Origin of the sequence: Clostridium sp. 1001283B150210_160208_E6, from assembly GCF_015669365.1 — a bacterium.
GTDB lineage: Bacteria > Bacillota > Clostridia > Clostridiales > Clostridiaceae > Clostridium > Clostridium paraputrificum.
The window spans coordinates 22,716-42,880 of sequence record NZ_JADPAA010000015.1 but is presented as its reverse complement, the minus strand read 5'-3'; the positions used below and the strand labels follow the sequence as shown (position 1 = coordinate 42,880).

General features: G+C 29.1%; 15 protein-coding genes. All 15 read left to right on the top strand.

Going from position 1 to position 20,165, the window contains the following annotated elements; translation table 11 throughout:
• Positions 1-11: 11 nt before the first annotated feature.
• Entirely contained in the window at positions 12-320 is a 309-nt protein-coding gene (locus tag I4V16_RS14085; RefSeq protein ID WP_099313890.1) for a hypothetical protein, read from the top strand.
• Positions 321-519: 199 nt separating this feature from the next.
• Entirely contained in the window at positions 520-1,875 is a 1,356-nt protein-coding gene (locus I4V16_RS14080; RefSeq protein ID WP_049179270.1) for a PTS transporter subunit EIIC, read from the top strand.
• A gap of 109 nt (positions 1,876-1,984) precedes the next feature.
• Complete coding sequence (locus I4V16_RS14075) at positions 1,985-2,689, top strand: DUF3284 domain-containing protein (RefSeq protein ID WP_099313889.1); 705 nt, start codon at positions 1,985-1,987, stop codon at positions 2,687-2,689.
• A 117-nt stretch (positions 2,690-2,806) separates the two neighbouring features.
• A complete protein-coding gene (glsA, locus tag I4V16_RS14070) occupies positions 2,807-3,724 on the top strand; it encodes a glutaminase A (protein ID WP_027098249.1) in 918 nt (305 codons plus the stop codon).
• Between the two features lie 141 nt (positions 3,725-3,865).
• Complete coding sequence (gene polA / locus I4V16_RS14065) at positions 3,866-6,472, top strand: DNA polymerase I (RefSeq protein WP_099313888.1); 2,607 nt, start codon at positions 3,866-3,868, stop codon at positions 6,470-6,472.
• A gap of 13 nt (positions 6,473-6,485) precedes the next feature.
• Complete coding sequence (gene coaE / locus I4V16_RS14060) at positions 6,486-7,082, top strand: dephospho-CoA kinase (protein ID WP_027098247.1); 597 nt, start codon at positions 6,486-6,488, stop codon at positions 7,080-7,082.
• 16 nt (positions 7,083-7,098) lie between these two features.
• The gene (locus tag I4V16_RS14055) at positions 7,099-7,641 is read left to right on the top strand and encodes a lytic transglycosylase domain-containing protein (RefSeq protein ID WP_049179266.1); all 543 of its coding nucleotides are present in this window, start codon (positions 7,099-7,101) and stop codon (positions 7,639-7,641) included.
• 17 nt (positions 7,642-7,658) lie between these two features.
• Positions 7,659-8,780, top strand: a complete 1,122-nt coding sequence (locus I4V16_RS14050) for a glycosyl hydrolase family 8 (RefSeq protein WP_099313887.1) — start codon at positions 7,659-7,661, stop codon at positions 8,778-8,780.
• Between the two features lie 193 nt (positions 8,781-8,973).
• Positions 8,974-11,124 (top strand): YhgE/Pip domain-containing protein, encoded by a 2,151-nt coding sequence (locus tag I4V16_RS14045; RefSeq protein ID WP_049179264.1) that lies wholly within the window; start codon positions 8,974-8,976, stop codon positions 11,122-11,124.
• A gap of 61 nt (positions 11,125-11,185) precedes the next feature.
• Positions 11,186-12,106, top strand: a complete 921-nt coding sequence (locus I4V16_RS14040; RefSeq protein WP_049179263.1) for an alpha/beta hydrolase — start codon at positions 11,186-11,188, stop codon at positions 12,104-12,106.
• A gap of 211 nt (positions 12,107-12,317) precedes the next feature.
• Positions 12,318-14,207 carry a HAMP domain-containing sensor histidine kinase gene (locus tag I4V16_RS14035; RefSeq protein ID WP_099313886.1) on the top strand — a complete coding sequence of 630 codons (1,890 nt, stop codon included), beginning with the start codon at positions 12,318-12,320 and terminating at the stop codon, positions 14,205-14,207.
• A 4-nt stretch (positions 14,208-14,211) separates the two neighbouring features.
• Positions 14,212-16,233 carry a HAMP domain-containing sensor histidine kinase gene (locus tag I4V16_RS14030; protein ID WP_049179261.1) on the top strand — a complete coding sequence of 674 codons (2,022 nt, stop codon included), beginning with the start codon at positions 14,212-14,214 and terminating at the stop codon, positions 16,231-16,233.
• 61 nt (positions 16,234-16,294) lie between these two features.
• Positions 16,295-16,801 carry a TspO/MBR family protein gene (locus I4V16_RS14025; protein ID WP_049179260.1) on the top strand — a complete coding sequence of 169 codons (507 nt, stop codon included), beginning with the start codon at positions 16,295-16,297 and terminating at the stop codon, positions 16,799-16,801.
• Positions 16,802-17,058: 257 nt separating this feature from the next.
• On the top strand, positions 17,059-17,913 hold the full coding sequence (locus I4V16_RS14020) for a PRD domain-containing protein (RefSeq protein ID WP_099313885.1): 855 nt from the start codon (positions 17,059-17,061) through the stop codon (positions 17,911-17,913).
• Between the two features lie 84 nt (positions 17,914-17,997).
• Positions 17,998-20,154 carry a type IA DNA topoisomerase gene (locus tag I4V16_RS14015; protein ID WP_099313884.1) on the top strand — a complete coding sequence of 719 codons (2,157 nt, stop codon included), beginning with the start codon at positions 17,998-18,000 and terminating at the stop codon, positions 20,152-20,154.
• Positions 20,155-20,165 lie beyond the last annotated feature (11 nt).

The following is a 20,165-nucleotide window of genomic DNA, read 5'->3' as shown; positions in this document are numbered from 1 at the left end:
AAGGTGAGAATATGGGAGAAATCTTGATAACTAGAGATTACCATGAGTTATACAGTTCTCAAGAGTTCAAGATTATTATAGATGGCAAAGAGGTAAATAACATAAAAAACAATAAAAGAAAAGTTATTTCTTTGCCAGTTGGACAACATGAAATGTATATTCAAGTAATGGGGACAAAGAGTCCAACCAAAATAGTTAATATAGAGCCTAAGAAAACATTAAGATTAAGTTGTGGGAGTAACTTAAAGGGATTTAAATATATATTTCATTGGTTATTTGCTTTTAGTAAAAATAATATATATTTAGAAGAAACGGTTTAGAGTTCTATTTTAGATGTAAAGTTAATAAATATATTATAAAAATATGATTTCTTTTAAGATAAGGTTTACAATGGACAAGCATAATTTAGCTTTGTATGTTTGTATATATTAAAAAATCTGAGGCACAAGGTTTTTTAAAGTATAGAAACATTCATATAAATTTATTAAAATTAAATTATTATTAGGGGGGAACAAAAAAATGATGGACAAAATTTCAGCAGCATTAGAAAAATATCTAATGCCAGTAGCGTCATTCATCGGTGGACAAAAACACTTGATTGCTATTAGGGATGGTTTCATTACTTCTCTTACAGTATCAATGACAGGTGCATTAGCATCAATGATGAATAACGTTTTCTTTAATGAAACTTCATTTGTAGGTCAATACTTAAACAAGATTGACGCATATCATGAATCAGTACAACCAATTCTACAAAAATATGCAATTCCAGTGATGGGGGATATTTGGTTTGGTACTTCAGCAATTTTATCAATATTTATATTATTAGGTGTAGCTTATTCATTAGCTAAGTCAAATGAAATGGATGGAATAGGTGCAGCTTTAATAGCTTTAGCATCTTGGTTCACAATATTCCCACAAACAGCTATGGGTGTATTTTCAAAAGCAGAAGATGGTACTTTTACAGAAGGTGCATGGGGATTAATGCCAGTTGGTCAATTAGGATCAAATGCTATGTTCTCAGCAATGTTAGTTGGTTTAGTAGCAGCTCAATTATTCGTTACCTTCACTAAGAAGGGATGGGTTATTAAGATGCCAGAACAAGTGCCACCAGCAGTATCAAAAGCATTCGCTGCTGTAGTTCCAGGAGGATTAACATTAGTTATTTTCGGTATTATAGCTGAAATATTCGCACAAGCTGTTAAGACACCATTTGTTGATTGGATGTTAGAAGTAGTTCAAAAGCCAATGATGGCACTTGGACAATCTCCATTCACTTATATCTTCTTAATATTTATTGCTCAATTACTATGGTTCTGTGGTTTACACGGTTCAAACATGGTAGATCCTGCATTAAATACTATGTATAAGACAGCTTTACTTGACAACGTAAATGCAGTTGCTCAAGGTAAAGAACCTATATATGCATTAACTAGAAACTTCGTTGACGTTTACGCTCAACCAGGTGGGTCAGGGTGTACGTTAGCTTTAATAATTGCTATATTCATATTCTCTAAGAGACAAGAAGCTAAAGAATTAGCTAAAATAGCAATTGCACCTGGTATATTCCAAATTAACGAACCAGTTATCTTTGGTTTACCAATCGTATTAAATGCTACTTATTTTGTTCCATTTATCATAACTCCACCAATATGTTTAGCAATAGCTTGGGTATTTACAGAAAAGATTAAGTTTGCTAACTACTTATGTGTTGAGTTACCATGGACAACTCCACCAATAATCTCTGCATTCTTCGGAACTGCTGGTGATTTTAAGGCAGCAATCCTTGCAGCAGCATTATTAGTACTTTCAGTTGTAATTTGGACACCATTCGTTATAGCTGCAAACAGAATGGGAGATTCTGAACAAGCTTAAGAATGAGTTTTAAGTAAATATTTAAATTTGAATGCATAAGCCCTTGGCTTATGCATTCTTTATAAGTTATAATAAATGCATATTGTATTTATGAAAGGATGGGAATTATATGGCCTTTTCAAATTCAGTGGAATTAAGTTATCCAGTAGAAGAAGTATTCAAGTTATTTATAAGAACAGCAAAAAGAGACTTCCCAAGATTTAATGAAGAGAATCCAGTTGGATGTAAGGTAAATAAAAAGGTAGGGGCATACTCTGCAGGGGCTACAACTATGGAAGTTGAGATAACTGGATTTGTAAAAAATGAGTTATATCAAATTGTAAGCACTAATGGAAGTGTTAAATATACATCTACATATGAGTTTGAAGTGATAGATGAAAATACTACACGACTTACATTAATAGAAGAAGATGAGAAACCAGGTATTTTCCCTTGGTTTAATACATTAGTTCAATCAGTTTTGTTTAAAGGAAGAGTAAGAAAAAGATTTATATATTTTGTAGAAAGATTAGAAGAAGAGTTGGAAAGGTACAGGAGCAATATCGAGAAGAACTCTAAATCTAGAGCAGATGAAGAAGCGAAAATAAAGGCAAAAGCTGAAGCTAAGAAAGCTAAAGAAGCGGCTAAAAAAGCTAAGGAAGAAGCACAAGCAGCTAAAATGGCAGCTGCAAAGGCAATTGCTGAAGCTAAAGTAGCAGCAGAACAAGCAGAGAAAGCTGCTAAGGAAGCAGAAGCAAAATTTCAAAATATAGAGTATGTAAATGAAGAAGTTGTAGTTGATGAAACAGCTACAAATGAAGGTGAAAATAATTAAATTTAAATATAATGATGATTTATAAAAAAACTCGCTTTTGCGAGTTTTTTTCTTGTATGAAGAAAAGTAAAGTAATATAATTAAAAATCATAGAACAAAAGAAAATGGGGTGTTTATGTGTTTAAGTTACTTGAAACACTAGTAGAAAAAAACAAAAAATATGGAAATGATGGACAGTTAGCGTCTTATATACCAGCATTGCTTGAAGCTAATCCTAATGATTTAGGGGTTGCTATAGTAGATGTAGAAGGAAGAAAGTATTATGCAGGACAGTGTGAAAAGAACTTTACAATACAGAGTATTTCTAAAGTGGTAAGTTTGATTTTAGCCCTTGGAGATAATGGAAGAACAAATGTATTTAAGAGAGTAGATGTGGAGCCTACTGGCGATGGTTTTAATAGTATAGTGAATTTAGAAACAAAGGATAAAAAAAGACCATACAATCCCATGATTAATGCAGGTGCTATAGCTACAACCTCATTAATTTATGGAGAAGATGGGGAGGATAAGCTTGAAAGAATAATTAAGTTTATGAGAAAAGCAACAAATAATCCGAATATTTCAATTAATGAAGAAGTTTATGTTTCTGAAAGAAGAACTGGTGATAGAAATAGGGCTTTAGCATATTTTATGAAAAGCAATGGAATGCTTCAAGGTGATGTAGAAGAAATTTTAGAATTATATTTTAGACAATGTTCAATAGAAGCAAATGCAATTGATTTAGCTATGTTTGGATCAGTTCTAGCAAATGATGGTGTAACACCATGGAATGGTGAAAGATTGATGTCTAGAGAAACTTGTAGAATAGTTAAGACTATAATGGTTACTTGTGGAATGTATGATGCATCAGGAGAATTTGCAGTTCATATTGGTATACCTGCAAAAAGTGGAGTAGGGGGAGGTATATTAGCTACTGTTCCTAGAAGAATGGGTATTGGAGTGTACGGCCCTGCTTTAGATAAGAAAGGGAATAGTTTAGCTGGTATACATGTATTAAAAGATTTGTCGGAAGAACTAGATTTAAGTATCTTTTAGTTGTATTGAATTAATCTAGAGTTTTTTGGGGAGTTTTATAAATGTATAATGATTTTAAATTAGAATAATAGTATAATTATTCTATGGATAAATATAGTAGCCTGCTATAGATAGCAGGCTATTATTGAATTGGAGGAAAATATGGAAAAGATATTAATTTTAGATTCTAACTCCCTTATGAATAGGGCCTTTTATGCACTACCTCCTTTAACGAATAGTGAGGGTGTTCATACAAATGCAATATATGGGTTTACAAATATGTTATTTAAGATGCAAGAGGAGATTAAACCAGACTATATAGTTGCTGCTTTTGATAAGAAAGCACCTACATTTAGACATAAAGAGTATGAAGATTATAAATCTGGTAGAAAAAAAATGCCGCCTGAACTTGCAGAGCAGTTTCCTATAATAAAAGAGTTATTAACTCTTATGGGAATTAATATATATGAGATTGATGGGTTTGAAGCAGATGATATCATAGGTACAGTTTCAAGACTATCAGAGAAAAATAATATTGAAAGCTTTATAGTTACTGGAGATAAGGATGCTCTTCAATTAGCATCAGAACACACAAATGTAGTAATAACTAAAAAGGGTGTTAGTGAAACTGCTGTATATAATGAAAAGGCATTTATAGATGAATTTGGAGTGACTCCAACTCAATTTATAGATGTAAAAGGGCTTATGGGAGATAAGTCTGATAATATACCAGGAGTTCCAGGTGTTGGAGAGAAAACTGCATTTAAACTTATTCAGACATATGGATCAGTTGAAGGTGTATTAAGTAATATTGATGAAATTAGTGGTAAAAAATTAAAGGAAAACTTAACTACATATAGTGAGCAAGCAATATTTTCAAAAAAGCTAGCTACTATAATGACAGAGGTTCCTATAGATATAAGTCTTAAAGATATAAAAAACAAAGATGGTTATGATAGGGAGAAGCTTAAGAAGTATCTATTTAAGTTACAGATGAAATCATTAGTTTCAAAACTTGGAATAGATTCTGATGAAGAAAAGGAAGATAGTACACTAATAAGCAAAGTAGCTACTATAGAAGAATTAAAGAAATTATTAGCTTCATGCAATGAGAAGGTATATATATCTTATAATACATTTGATTCATCTTTATACTCAAAGATAGAAGTAAATAAGATGTTTATTGGTGTTAAAGGTAGTGTAAGTGAAATTTTACTTAATGATATTTATTTAGAGAATAAAGAAGAGGCATTAAATATAATTAAGGCTTTTATGGAAAATGATAAGGTAAAGAAGGTTATCCATAACTGTAAGAACTTAATTACAATTTTAAGCAAGCACAATATAGAGCTTAAGGGATTAGAGTTCGACACTGCTATAGCCGCTTATATAATAGATTCATCTAAAGGTGAATATAATTTAAATACATTAGTTAATGAGTATTTAGGAGAAGATCCAAAGGGAACAGCTGAAGAGATTGAAGCAAAATTGGCGTCATATCTAGATGAGTTATATACTGAACTTAAGGGTAGGATAGAAGATGATAAGATGGAAGAGCTTTATTATAAAGTGGAACTTCCACTTGTATATGTTTTGTCAGCTATGGAAAAGGAAGGCTTTAATATAGACCATAATATGCTTAAGGATCTTCAAATAAAGTTTAGAGAAGAAATAGATAGAACTCAAAAAGAAATTTATGAACTTGCAGAAGAGGAATTTAATATAAATTCTCCTAAGCAATTAGGAAAAATACTATTTGAAAAGATGGATTTACCTGTTATTAAGAAAACTAAGACAGGATATTCAACTAATGCAGAGGTATTAGAAAAATTATCAGATAAACATGAAATAATACCAAAAATTATTTATTACAGACAAATAACAAAGTTGAATTCTACCTATGTAGAAGGGCTTCAAAATGTAATAGATGAAGATGGTAAAATACATTCAAGTTTTAATCAATTAGTAACGACAACAGGAAGATTATCAAGTACAGAACCTAATCTTCAAAATATTCCTATTAAATATGAAATGGGAAGAGAGATAAGAAAAGTCTTTATTCCAGAAGGAAGTAATGATACCCTACTTTCATGCGATTATTCTCAAATTGAATTAAGAGTTTTAGCTCATATGTCTAATGATGAAAATATGATTGATGCATTTAAGCATCATAGTGATATTCATAGAAAGACTGCTTCTGAGGTATTTAATGTACCAGTTGAAGAAGTTACATCACTTATGAGAAGTAGAGCAAAAGCAGTTAACTTTGGTATTGTTTATGGAATTAGTGATTTTTCTCTTGCACAAGATTTAAAGATAACTAAGAAAGAGGCAGGAGAGTATATGGATATTTATTTTGAAAGATATCCTAAGATTAAGTCATATTTAGAAGAGATTGTTAGTAAAGCTAAAGAAGAGGGATTTGTTTTAACAATATTAAATAGAAGAAGATTCATACCAGAAATAAAGTCTTCTAATAAAATCGTAAAAGCTCTTGGAGAAAGATTAGCTATGAATGCTCCAATTCAAGGAAGTGCAGCAGATATTATAAAGATAGCTATGGTTAACGTATATAATAGGCTGAGAGAGGAAAAACTAAAGAGTAAACTGATTTTACAGGTTCACGATGAACTTATTCTTAATGTAAAGCCAGAAGAAGAAGAAATAGTAAGAAAACTAGTTAAAGATGAGATGGAGAACGCAGTTAAGTTACATGTACCTATGGAGGTAGATGTAAATGAAGGTCACACTTGGTATGAAGCTAAGTAAGGGGGCATAGAAAATGTTGAAGATAGGGCTTACTGGTGGGATAGGTACAGGAAAAAGTACTGTGTCTAGAATGCTTATAGCATCAGGTTTTAAAGTGCTAGATGCAGATTTAGTAGCAAGGCAAGTACTAATACAATATCCCGAAATATTAGATAAGGTAAGAATAGAATTTGGTGAAGGTTTTTTCGATTGGAGAGGGGAATTTAGAAGAAAAGAGTTTGGAAACCACATTTTTAGATTTCCTAAATTAAGAGTTAAATATGAAAATATAATAATTCCATATATAAAGAAAGAAATTAACTTGGCCTTTGAAAGATACGAGCAAAATGGTGTTAGTTTAGTAATACTGGATGCACCAACTTTAATTGAAAATAATCTTCATGAAGATATGGATTATGTAATTTTAGTTTGGGCAGATAATACAACTCAGGTTCAAAGAGTAAAAACAAGAGATAAGCTTTCGAATAATGATGCCATAAGTAGAATTAATGCTCAAATGCCAATAGAAGAAAAGAAAAAGTATGCCAATATACTTATTGATAATAATGGAGAGTTAGTAAAAACTAAGAATCAGGTAGATGAGCTAGTTAAATTCTTAAAAATAATATAATATCGAGGGAGTAAGAATGAAGCTTAAAAGATTAATTATAATATTAGTGGTAATAGTAGCAGTTTATTTTAGTGGAGAATTCGTATTGAAGACATATTTATTTCCTTTTAAGCATAAAGAAGCAATTGTTAAGTACTCAGAAGAATATAATTTGGATCCATATCTAGTATTAGCAGTAATTAAGGCAGAGAGTAAATTTAAAGCTGATGCTGAATCACATAAAGGTGCTATTGGGTTAATGCAAATTACAGGAGATACAGCAGATTGGATAGCAATACAAATGGGACTTGAGGATTATGATAGAAGTAAGTTGTATGATGAAGATTATAGTATAATGATGGGATGTTGGTACTTAGATAATTTAAGAACTGAGTTTGGAGTACTAGATAATTATATTGCAGCTTATAATGCAGGGAGAGGAAATGTAAACAAGTGGTTAAATAACGAGGAGTATTCAAAAGATGGTAAGACCTTAGATTATATACCGTTTAAAGAAACAAAAAAGTATGTGGATAGGGTAAATTCATATTACAAAATATATAAGGCAATATATGAATAGATTATATAGGGGGCAATATGAGGAAAAAGAATACAGTAGTAGTTTTAATAGCATTGGTTGTTTTAGTTGGATTTGGAATGTATTATTTTAAGCCGTATTTATTACCAATAAATAGTGGGGTTGTATGGTCAGAAAATGTGGTGTCTGAGCGAGAGCAAATATTATTAGATTTTGTTAATGATAAATTAACTGATGAAAAAGGTGGAATAAAAACAAACTATACAGAAGAGAATTCAGATGGAGATATTACAAAAGGAAGCTCTGTCTTATCAGAATCAGAGGGGCTAATGCTTATATACTATTTACATAGAGGAAGTAAAGAAGATTTTAATAGAACTCTTCAATATATAAAAGAAAACATGATTCTTGAAAGTGGAGTTATAAGCTGGAGAGTTGAAGGGAATAAGCCTTCGTTGACATCAGCTACTATTGATGACCTAAGAATAATTAAAGCTTTATTATTAGCTACAGAAAAGTGGAAGGATCAGAGTTATAGAAGAATGGCTTTAAATATTTCCCAGGGAATAAAAAAAGATCTATTAGAAAATGACTTGCTATCAGACTTTAATGATGGATATAACAAAAGTAAAAAAACGACTTTGTGTTATTTAGATCTTCAGACTATAAAGCTTTTATCTAATCTAGATAGTGATTATAAAGATGTATATAAAAAATCATTAGATATACTTGAGGGTGGATATATTAGTGATAGTGTACCTTTATATAAAAAAGAGTATACTTGGGAAGATTGTAGTTATGATGAAGGTGATATAGATATGCTTTTATCTACAATAGTAATATTAAATAAACTTGATGCTGGTGAAGATGTATCTAAGAGTGTATCTTGGATAAAAGAGAGAATGCTTAATGATAAAAAGCTATATTCTACCTATAGTGTAAGTAATGGAAGAGCGTTAAGTAATATAGAATCTACATCTATATATTCTAATGTAATTCAAATAGCAGCTGAAGTTGGAGATAAAGAACTTTATAATAGTTGTTTATCAAGACTTCAGGAATTTCAAGTAATAAATCCTAGAAGTGATATTTATGGATCTTTTGGGGATGAAAATACTTTACAGGTATATTCATTTGATAATTTGAATGCATTAATAGCTATGAGAAGAACTATTAATTAAATATTATATTAAGAGGAATTGCAAAGCAATTTCTCTTTTTTGTCCAAAAGTTAAGTATGAATATGAATTTTTGTTATGGATTTGAGAAGAATAAAATTGTTAGGAAATTGTAACATTTTAAAATTAATGACCAATAGTCATAAAAATGTGTTATAATAATTTCATCAATTTAACTAAAGGATGAGGTAATAGTATGAAAAATGCATTAAGGATTTTTAAACGTGATCTAAAGAAGATATCAACAAATTGGGTTGCACTTGTAGTAGTTATTGCACTAATAATATTACCAGCGCTATATGCCTGGTTTAATGTAAAGGCCATGTGGGATCCCTATGGAAATACAAGAGGGATAAAAATTGCTGTAGTTAATGAGGATATAGGTGCAGCATTAGATGGTAAAGAAATTAATGTAGGAGAAGAGATTATTAAGAAACTCGAAGAAAATGAAAATATAGGTTGGCAGTTCGTAGATAGAGAAGATGCGCAAGAAGGTGTTAGGACAGGAAAATACTATGCTAGTATGATAGTGCCAGAGGATTTTTCAAACAAACTTTTATCTATAACAGAAAATACAATAATAGAACCAACATTAGAATATACAGTTAATGAAAAAAGTAATTCTGTAGCACCTAAGATAACAGATAAAGGTGTAGGTACTGTTAAGGACCAAGTAAGTGAGCAGGTTGTACAGACAGTTGATGGAATTATTTTTAGTGTATTAAACAAAATTGGTGTTGAAGTAACAAACTCAAAGCCAGAAATAAGAAAATTAATTGATGTAATTTATAAATTAGATGAGGAAATGCCACAAATTGAAGAATTAGTTAATAAGGCATATGATGGAACTATAACAATAGATGAAATGGTAGATAAGATAAATAAATTAATGCCAACAATCGAAGATACTATAAATACAAGTCAAGATGTATTAGGAACAAGCAAAGAGTATTTAGATAAAGCAAAAACATCACTAACACAGTTATCACCAGTTATTAAGCAAGATTTAGTAGTTGCTGAAAATGTAGTAGGAGGGATAAATAGCTTATTACAATCTATTGATGAAAATACATCACCTGAGAAAGTAAAGGAAGTCCTTACAGCAGTAAAGGGTAAGATTGAAGGGCTAGACAATTCTATAGAGTCACTAATTAAGCTATTAAAGTCTATAAATAATTTAATTCATAATAAAGACTTAGATAACGCTATAGGAAATTTAACAAAAATAAATGATGAGGTAGATAAGGTATTAGGTTTAATAAATGCAGGAATTGAGGGAGGTAATAATGAATCCTTTAAAGATAAACTTAAAGATATTCAAGAAAGAGTATCAAGAATAGATTCAGTATTAACAAGCATATTGGATAATTATGATGGTAAAATAGTGCCAGCATTAAATACAGGTATAGCTCAGTTAACTAAAATAGCAGATAATACTTCAATGCTAATGGATGAAGCAGAAAAGAGCATACCCGATTTAAAAGATATTTTAGCATTAATAGGTGAAGGCTCTAAACTTGGTAATGAGAAGCTAGGTGTTTTAAAAGAGAAGATGCCTACCTATAAAGAAAAACTTCATGGTTATGTAGAAAAGATAAAAGGACTTGATGATGAAGAGAAGATAGATAAGATATTAGACTTAATTACAGGAGATGCAAATGCTCAAAGTAAGTTCTTATCAAGTCCTATACAAGTAAATGAAACTAAGGTATTCCCAATACCAAACTATGGGTCAGGAATGTCACCATTTTTCTCAGCTCTTTCTATGTGGATAGGAGCAGTGCTATTATTGTCATTGTTTACTACACATGCTAAAGATTTTGAGGATGGAACACAATTAAAACCTTATGAAGAATACTTAGGCAAATATTTATTCTTCTTAACTATGGGAGTACTTCAATCTGTGGTTATAACTTTAGGAGATATCTTTATATTAAAAGCATATGTTGTACATCCAATTCTATTTGTTGCATATGGAGCTTTTATAAGTGTTGTATTTGTTACCATAGTTTATACTTTAGTTTCTCTATTTAGAAATGTAGGTAAAGCTTTAGCTGTAATTTTACTTGTATTACAGATAGCTGCTTCTGGTGGAACATATCCAATAGAAGTTATGCCAGAATTTTTCCAAAGTATACATCCATTACTTCCATTTAAGTATGCTATTGGTGGTTTAAGGGAAGCTGTAGGAGGAGTTGTACCAGAATTATTATCTAGAGATACAATAGTTTTAGCTGGATTTTTCTTAGCATTTTTAATAATTGGAGTATTAGGAAAGAAATATTTAAATAAAGCTTTAGATAAGTTTTCACGAAAATTAGAAGAAAGTGAAATTGTAGGTCACTAAACAATTAAGATGAAGAGTTTCTTCATCTTAATTTTTATAAATCAATTTAGGAGAGATAACTATGGAAAAGTTTAGATTTATGGATTCAGAGGGTAAAAATATTTATGTTTATAAGTGGGCACCTAAAGAGGAAGATATAAAAGGAGTTATTCAGATAGCTCATGGCATGACAGAAACAGCTTTAAGATATAGCTATTTTGCAGAAAAGTTAAATGATGCAGGTTTTGTGGTATATGCTAATGATCATAGAGGGCATGGAAATACTGCATGCACAAAAGAAGAATTAGGATATATTGCAGATGAAGATGGATTTCATTGGATGGTAGAGGATTTGAAGGAGCTTACAGATATAATAAAGATGCAATATCCTAATGTACCATTAATATTATTTGGACATAGTATGGGATCATTTTTAAGTCAAAGATATATACAACTTTATGGCGATAAAATTGATGGATTAATACTTTCAGGAACAAATGGAATACCTAAAAAGATAACTAAAATAGGAAGGTTCATTGCTGGCTGTGAGATAAAACTATATGGAAGAAAACATATAAGTAAAGTTATGGATAAGCTTTCTTTTGGTGATTTCAATAGCAATTTTAAACCTAATAGGACACAATATGATTGGTTATGTTCAGTTGATGAAGAAGTTGATAAATATATTGCAGATGAAAAGTGTGGCTTTATTTGTTCTTCATCCTTCTACTATGATTTAATTAATGGATTATGGAAGATACATGAAAAAGAAGCATTAAATAATATACCAAGAGATTTACCAGTATATATATTTGCAGGGGATAAAGATCCGGTAGGATATGGGGGGAAAGGAATAGAAAATTTATTTAATTTATATAAGGATATTAAATTAAAGGATGTTTCTTATAAATTATATAGAAATGGAAGACATGAAATGCTAAATGAATGGAACAAAGATGATGTAATAAATGATATTTTAAAGTGGACAAGTAGGGTTGTTTAGATGAATAAAAACTTTAAAGAAGAGATTCTAGTTCAAGAATCTCTTTTTTGATGTCAAAAAATATATGTTACTAGTATTTTGATAACATTCTTTTATAAAAGTATGAAATTTCTATTTTTAGACATTTGGAGAATTTATATACAATAAAAGAAGTTCAAATCTTCACATATTTTAGAAAATAATGTAAAATAGGGTATAAGGGGATGATGATTTGTTAGAAAATGAAAAGTGGAAAGACATTATTTATTGGCCAATAAAAAACGTTGTAAGTTATTTACTAATAATGATTTTTATATATAGTTTTTTTTATATTGTATTTATAGATTACAAAGATATATTGGATATGATTAATAGTATACTTCTAATAATTACTGGAGTTTCTGCAATTATAATTATAAATACAACAATGTTATTGCCTGAAAAGATAGTAAGATTAATTAGTTTGTTGTATGTAGTAATAGTTGTTTTTGCTTTACTAGAATTGTTACCCCAAAATAGGGTATACCTTCGGGGAATTCCTTTTGGACAAACAGGCTTTGAGAGATTTATGTATATGTGTTTTTTCTTTGCATTGATACTTGTTTATACAAATATCGGTAAAAGAGAAAATAGGAAAATAACAATGTTATCCTATTTCATAATAGCCATATTTATATGTAATCAACTTACAGTAAGAAGCTTTATAATTATGAAATTTCTTGCAGTAATACTGTTCATAATATCATATTTCATCTTAGCTGATTTTAAGTTCATCGATAATTGCAAATTAAATATTGCAAAATCAGGAAATATAAGTTTCCTTTTAATAACTATAAGCAGTTTTAAATCTACATATATCTATGTTTATGAAATTTTCGTAATTATTATGGTTATGTATACGTTAGTTCTTATGAATAATATAGTTAATATTCCTTATAATATATTATTTAAAGACCTTTTTGAAAAAGGAACAGAGATGGGAAATTTAAATACAAAAATAGTTGAGAAGAATAAGGAATTAGAGTTTTCTCAAAATATTGTTATGAAAAAGGAAAAGATTTTTAAGAGCTTTTTTCAGAATGTTCCTATACCATTAATAATTTTGAATAAAGAAACTCTAAGGATTGCTTTTGCAAATTCTAGTTTTATTAATGTTGAAAATAAGTCTTTAAAAAGTATTATAAATAAGAAAATTACATCCGTAATAAATATAGATGAAGGTAAATTCAATAATTTAAATTATAGCGAAGGAAAGAGAATACTTAGGGGGTCTATATCTAATGAGGGAGATTTAAAATATTTTGACATAGAATTAATTGATAGTAGTACAAGTAGTGATGAAATAATATTAATATTAAATGATGTTACATCAAAAGTTAAAGTGGATTCAATGAAAGAAGCTATTCAAAATAAAATGTTAGAAGAGAACTTGAAAAGAGACTTTCTATCTAATATATCCCATGATCTAAAAACACCTATTAACGTAATTTACTCAGCAACTCAGCTAGAAGAATGTTTGCTAAAAAATAATAATATTGATGGATTGAAGAAATATAATACTATTTCTAAACAAAACTGTATTTCATTAATAAGATTAGCTAATAATCTTATAGATACTAGTAGGATAGAGTCTGACTATATTTCTGCTAACCTAAAAGTTAAAAATATAGTAGAAATAATAGAGAACATAATAGCAACATTAGTAGATTATGCTCACAATAATAATGTGGATTTGATTTTTGATACTAATGAAGAAGAAGTATATGTAGAGTTAGATGAAGACTTTATGCAGAGAATAATTGTGAATTTAATTTCAAATTCTATAAAGTTTTGTAATTATAATGGAATGATAAAAATAAATGTCCGGGCCTATTATAAAAAAGTATTGGTTTCCGTGCAAGATAATGGAATAGGAATGGAAGAAGAGTTTATAAAAGATATATTCAACAGATATTCTATGGGGAAAAATAATGAAGCAAAGTCCAATAAAGGAACAGGTATTGGGATGTTTGTTGTAAAAAGATTGATGGAAATACAAAATGGAAATGTATTTGTGAATAGTAAAATAGGAGAAGGAACAAGATTTGACTTAGTATTTAATAGAGTTTCAGAAAGGTGTTAGAAGTATGTTTGATAGAATTAAAGCTATAGAATACCAAGGGAATAATAATGATAACAAATATAAAAAATCTTTATTTGTTACTATTCCAATATTAATTTCAATACTGTTAAATTGCTTTGTTAAAGGTGATTATAACCTATATCTTGTCCTTATAGAAACATTTTGCTCATCTATGGGGGCTGCTTTATTTCTAGTATGCATTATAAGAAAGGATAAAAAAGTTAATTATTATTTTTACGTTGGAATAGGATTCTTCTTTTTAAGTATATTCTCATTTATACACGCTGTATTATTAAATTCAGATGTAGCCAGCGTGAATGAAAGAATAAATGATATTTTTGTATTTTCACCATACTGCTTATCTTATATTTTAATTATATTATCATTTGAGCTTGATAAAAAGAGAAGTAATCTAAGAGATTCAGTAAGAGCATATATATTAGTAAGTATATCAATACTATTATTAAATATGTATTTTGTTACAAAAGGACATTATTTGGAAGGTGATGTAGAATTTGAGAAGATAGTAATTTTAATAATATTAGCAATTATGACCTTGATTTCTATTAATAAAAATAAAGATAGATTGAATGCTAATGAAAGGAATTATCTTTATGCTTATTTAACATTATTAATATTAAGCCAAGTAATTGGTTTTTTTAATGAGTTTTATAGATTTACTTTAGGGTTTGAGGTTGGAATATTTAAGTATTCATCTTATTGTATTATGTTTGCAGCTATAACTAGGTTTGTATTGTATAAATCTTATCACGATATAAAGGTGGATTTAGAAAAAGCACAAAAAAAGCAAGTGGATTTAAATAGAAGATTGAGTGAAAGAAATAAACTACTTACTGAGTGTAAATCACAAATAGAAAAAAGTGAAAAGAAATATGGTAAACTAATTAATACTATAAAAGATGGAATAATAATTTTTTATTTTAATAGGCTTTCTTATATAAATAAAGGGGCGATAGAAATATTAGAGTATAATGAAGATGCATATGTTACTGGAAGAAGAATAGAGTATGTACTTAAAGATTTAATCCCAGGAAGAAGATTTCGTTTTGATAATAATGGGAATGTGCTTTTGGATGATTATATTAAAATAGAAAATATAATAAAAAATGATAAAGAGTATGAAATTTATTTATTAAAAATGGATAAGTATAATAGATTATTATATGTAAAAGATAATACTGAAATAAATAGCAATAGAAAGATTAGAAAAGAATATGAAGAGTATCTAAAGGAAGAGGCGCTAAAAAATGAATTCTATTCTAATATATCCCACGAGTTAAGAACTCCAATAAATCTTATTTATTCAGCACTTCAATTAAATGAAATTAATTTAGAGGAAGAATCTATAGAACCACTAATGGCAAGAAATAAGATAATTAGGCAAAATTGTTTAAGACTTATAAGAACAATTAACAATTTTATTGATACTAATAGGATATCTGAAGGCTTTTTAAAGCCTAATATGAAGGTTTGCAATATAGTGTCTGTTATAGAAAATATTTCTATGGAGTGTACAAGCTATTTTGAAAAAATAGATGGAACTATTACTTTTGATTCTATTGAAGAAGAGATCTGTGTTGAATGTGATAAGGATATGATGGAAAGGATAATGCTAAATCTTTTATCAAATAGTGTAAAGTATGGTAAAAGGGGGGGCAAAGTATATATATATATTGAAGAAGAGAACGATATAGTATTAATTCATGTTAGTAATAATGGATATGTTATAGATAAGAACATGCAACCTTATATATATGATAAATTTACTAAAATTAATAAATCATTAAATAGAGAAAGAGAAGGAAGTGGATTAGGTTTATTCTTAGTTAAAGCCCTTTTAGAATTGCAGGGTGGAGTGATTGAACTTAAATCTAACTGTAAGGTAGGTAGTGAGTTTATAATTAAATTACCTAAATCCTATGAAGAAGAAAATGTAGAATATAAATACGAGATGGTTGCAATAAAAGAAAAAGTAGATATGGAATTTTCAGATATATACCTTTAAGCATATTTTTTCTATATAAACATAATAATATATAGAATATAGGAGTTTTGGGGTGTATTAGATGGGAAAAATATTTAAGGTAAATGGTAAGTTTAAGATATTGCCTTTCATTGGACTAACAATATTACCACTTATAGGTGGAGGGGGGATAGGATATCTTATTAGAAATTCTATAAATATATATGGGAAATTAGATAAACCTATATTTTCACCACCTAGTTTTGTTTTTATAATTGTGTGGACTATATTGTATTTACTTATGGGTTTTGCGTCATATAGGATATATATGATTAGAGATAGTGGTAAAGATATTGGAACATCTTTGTTCTTTTATATCATACAGCTATTGTTAAATTATTTGTGGCCAGTTATATTCTTTTCATTTAGATTATATGGAATGGCTTTTATAGAGCTGATAGTTCTGTTCATATTTGTTGGGATTACATTTGTTAAATTTATCAAACTAGATAAGATAGCAGGATTTTTATTTATACCTTATATGGCTTGGTTAATATTTGCAGGTGTATTAAATTATTTTGTTTGGTGGAAAAATGAAATGTATATATAGGTGATTATTGATTCAAGTGTATGAATGTGATAATATTAAATATAGTTTAATATGGTTAGTTTATAATGGCGTGTTACAAAAAGGCATCAGCTATCAATTAGGGGTAGTTGGCGCTTTTTTTGTTTTGATGAAATTTTAGTATAATAATATATAAGCATTGAATGTTTACATGATAATGTGAAAATGATATTATATACGATGATATAAAGTCTAAAAATGTATTTTCATTAAAGTTATTTTTAGAAAGAGAGGATAATATGAGTAGGGTATTAGCTAAAGATGCAGTCATAACTAGAGCTTTTAATAATAACCTTGCCTTGGTAAAAGTGGATGGTAAAGAGAAAATAATCTTTGCTAAGGGAATAGGTTTTGGTAAAAAGTTTGGAGAAATTATAAGTAAGGATACTTTTGTAGAAAAGATATTCTCTATTGAAGATGAAGGTAATGCTAAGAATTTAAAAAGGATAGTAGAGAAGGTTGATAATGAGTTTTTTGCAGTTTGTGAAGAAGCTATTGTAGAGATTTCAAAAAAGGTGGAAGGTGAATTAAATGAAAAGATTCACGTAAGTCTAATAGATCACCTTCATTTTGCAGTGAAAAGACTTAAAAATAAAGAAGAGATAGTAAATCCATTCTTAGCAGAGATAGAAAGTTTTTATCCAAAGGAGTATGAATTAGCTAAAATAGTAGCCGATAGAGTTGGGAAGGCAATGAATATAGCAATTCCAGAAGGAGAGGTTGGATTTATTGCACTACATATACACTCAGCATTAAACAATGGAAAACTATCAAATACTGTAAAGTATAGTTATTTAAGTGGAAATATTATAAAGCATATAGAAGAAAGGTTAAATTTAACTATAGATAGAAAATCTCTTGATTATACAAGATTTATTACTCATATTAGATTTGCAATAGAAAGAATTATGAATAAAGCAAAGATTCATAATGATTTATCAGACGTTATAAAAATTAGATATAAAGAATCATATAAGGTAGCAAAAGAAGTTGCACTTATAATTCAAGACTATTTAGCTGTAAAGGTAAGTGAAGAGGAAATTGCATATTTAGCTCTTCATATTGAAAGATTTAGAGTGAGTTTGTCAGATTAAGATAAATTATAGTATAATAAGAATAGGCATATTAACTTACATAAGTTAAGTTGCCTATTTTTTTGATTTAGAAAGGATTGTTATATGAGTAAGGTAATTATTGCAGAAAAACCATCTGTAGCTAAAAATATAGCAGATGCCCTTAATATAAAAAAGAGAAAAGATGGATATTTCGAGGGTGAAGGATTTTATATAACATGGGCTTTTGGTCATTTGCTTCAACTTTATGATGCCAAAGATTATGATGAGAATATGAAGGGGTGGCGAATGGAGAAATTCCCTTTTATTCCTGAAGAGTTTAAGTATAAGGTAAAGTGTGACAATGTAAATAGAAGCGCCGAAGATAAAGGGGCTGCAAAACAAATTAATATAATAAGCTCCCTTATTAATAGAAGTGATGTTGATGGTGTGGTTTCTGCAACGGATTTTGATAGAGAAGGTCAAGTAATAGCAGATGAACTCTTTGGATATTTAAATGTTCAGAAACCAATTTATAGATTATTACTTAACGAATGGACTCCAGATGAAGTTAAGAAGGGCATGGCTGCACTTAAAGATAATATTGAAATGAAGTCACTTCAAGATGCAGGGATAGGTAGGCAATGGACAGACTGGATTATAGGTATAAATCTTACTTCAGTAACTACTTTGAAATACAATTTTGAGAAAAATAAAACTTTAAATATAGGAAGAGTTTTACTTCCAACATTAAAAATAATTTATGATAGGGACCTTGAAATAGAAAACTTTAAGGCAACAAGCTATTATAAATTAACTTCAACATTTAAAACTTCAAGAAATGAAGAATTTGATGCTTTATATTATGAAAAGGAATCTGAAAAATTTGAAGATAAGAAGGCACTAGATAATATTGTACCATTATTAGATGGGACAGATGCTAAGGTTATTGATAAACAAACAGAGAAGAAGAGGGAATATCCTCCCTACTTATTTAATCTTTCAAATCTTCAAGGTTATATAACAAGCAAATATAAGGGTTGGACATCAGATAAGGTTTTAAAGGTGGCTCAAAGCCTTTATGAAAAGAAGTTTACAACTTATCCAAGAACAGCCTCAGTTGTTCTTGAAGAAAGTTTAGAGGATAGAGCTAGAAAGGTATTAAATACATTAAAGGCTGGTTTACCTTATGAAAATGAAATTAAGTTTGTAAAATCAAAAAGGGTATTTGATAATTCTAAAGTAGAAAGCCATAGTGCTATAACTCCAACTTATATAAAGCCTAATGGACTTAGTAAGGATGAAGAGATTGTATATAATGCAATTAAAAATAGATTTATAATGCAATTTATGCCAATAGCAGAATTTGAAGAAACTAAGATTACATTAAAGGCTGAAAACCCAGAGGTAAAGGGCGAATTTATAGCTAAGGGTAAGGTTCAACTAGTAGAAGGTTGGAGAAAGGTAGAGAAGATAGATACAAAGGATACAATTCTTCCAATGGTAAATAAGGATGAAAATGTCCATTTTGTAGCTAATAAAATAGGTAAAGTTACTAAAAAGCCGCCTAAATATCATACAGAAAAAACCCTGTTAAGAGTCATGGAAACCTGTGGTAAAGGTGTGGAGGACAAAGAAGATTCAGAGGAAATGATGGCTTCTATCTTAAGTGGTTTTAGTATAGGTACTCCAGCTACTAGAGCAGAAACCATTAAAAAGCTTAAGGATATAGGATATATAAAAACTAAAGGAAAAAGTCTTACTTGCACAGAACTTGGAAGGACAATGGTTGAAATATTTCCTGTTAAGGAGCTTCTTGACCTTGAGTATACAGGAAGACTTGAAAAGACATTATCAGATATAGAAAAAGGAAGATTTGAAAAATCTGATTTTATGAATTTAATTTGTAATTTCACTGAAACTGCTGTTGATAAGATAAAGAATGATACGGGAGCATTATCAAAGTTTAAGGTTGAAGCGCCAGAAGGAAAAGAAGTTGTAGGAAGATGTCCGACTTGTGGAAATCCAGTTATAGAAGGAGAAAAGGGATTTGGATGTACTAACTGGAAAAATGGATGTAAGTTTACTATCTGGAAAGATGATAAGTATATTGCTTCCTTTGGAAAACAAGTTACTAAAGAGATGGTGAAGCTTCTTCTTCAAAATGGTAAGGTTGGATTTAGGAATTTGAAGAGTAAAAAGGGAAATACTTTCTCAGCTTATTTTAAATATATTAAGAATGAAGAAACTGGAAGATATAATTGGGAGATAGAATTTATTTAAGAGAAATTGTT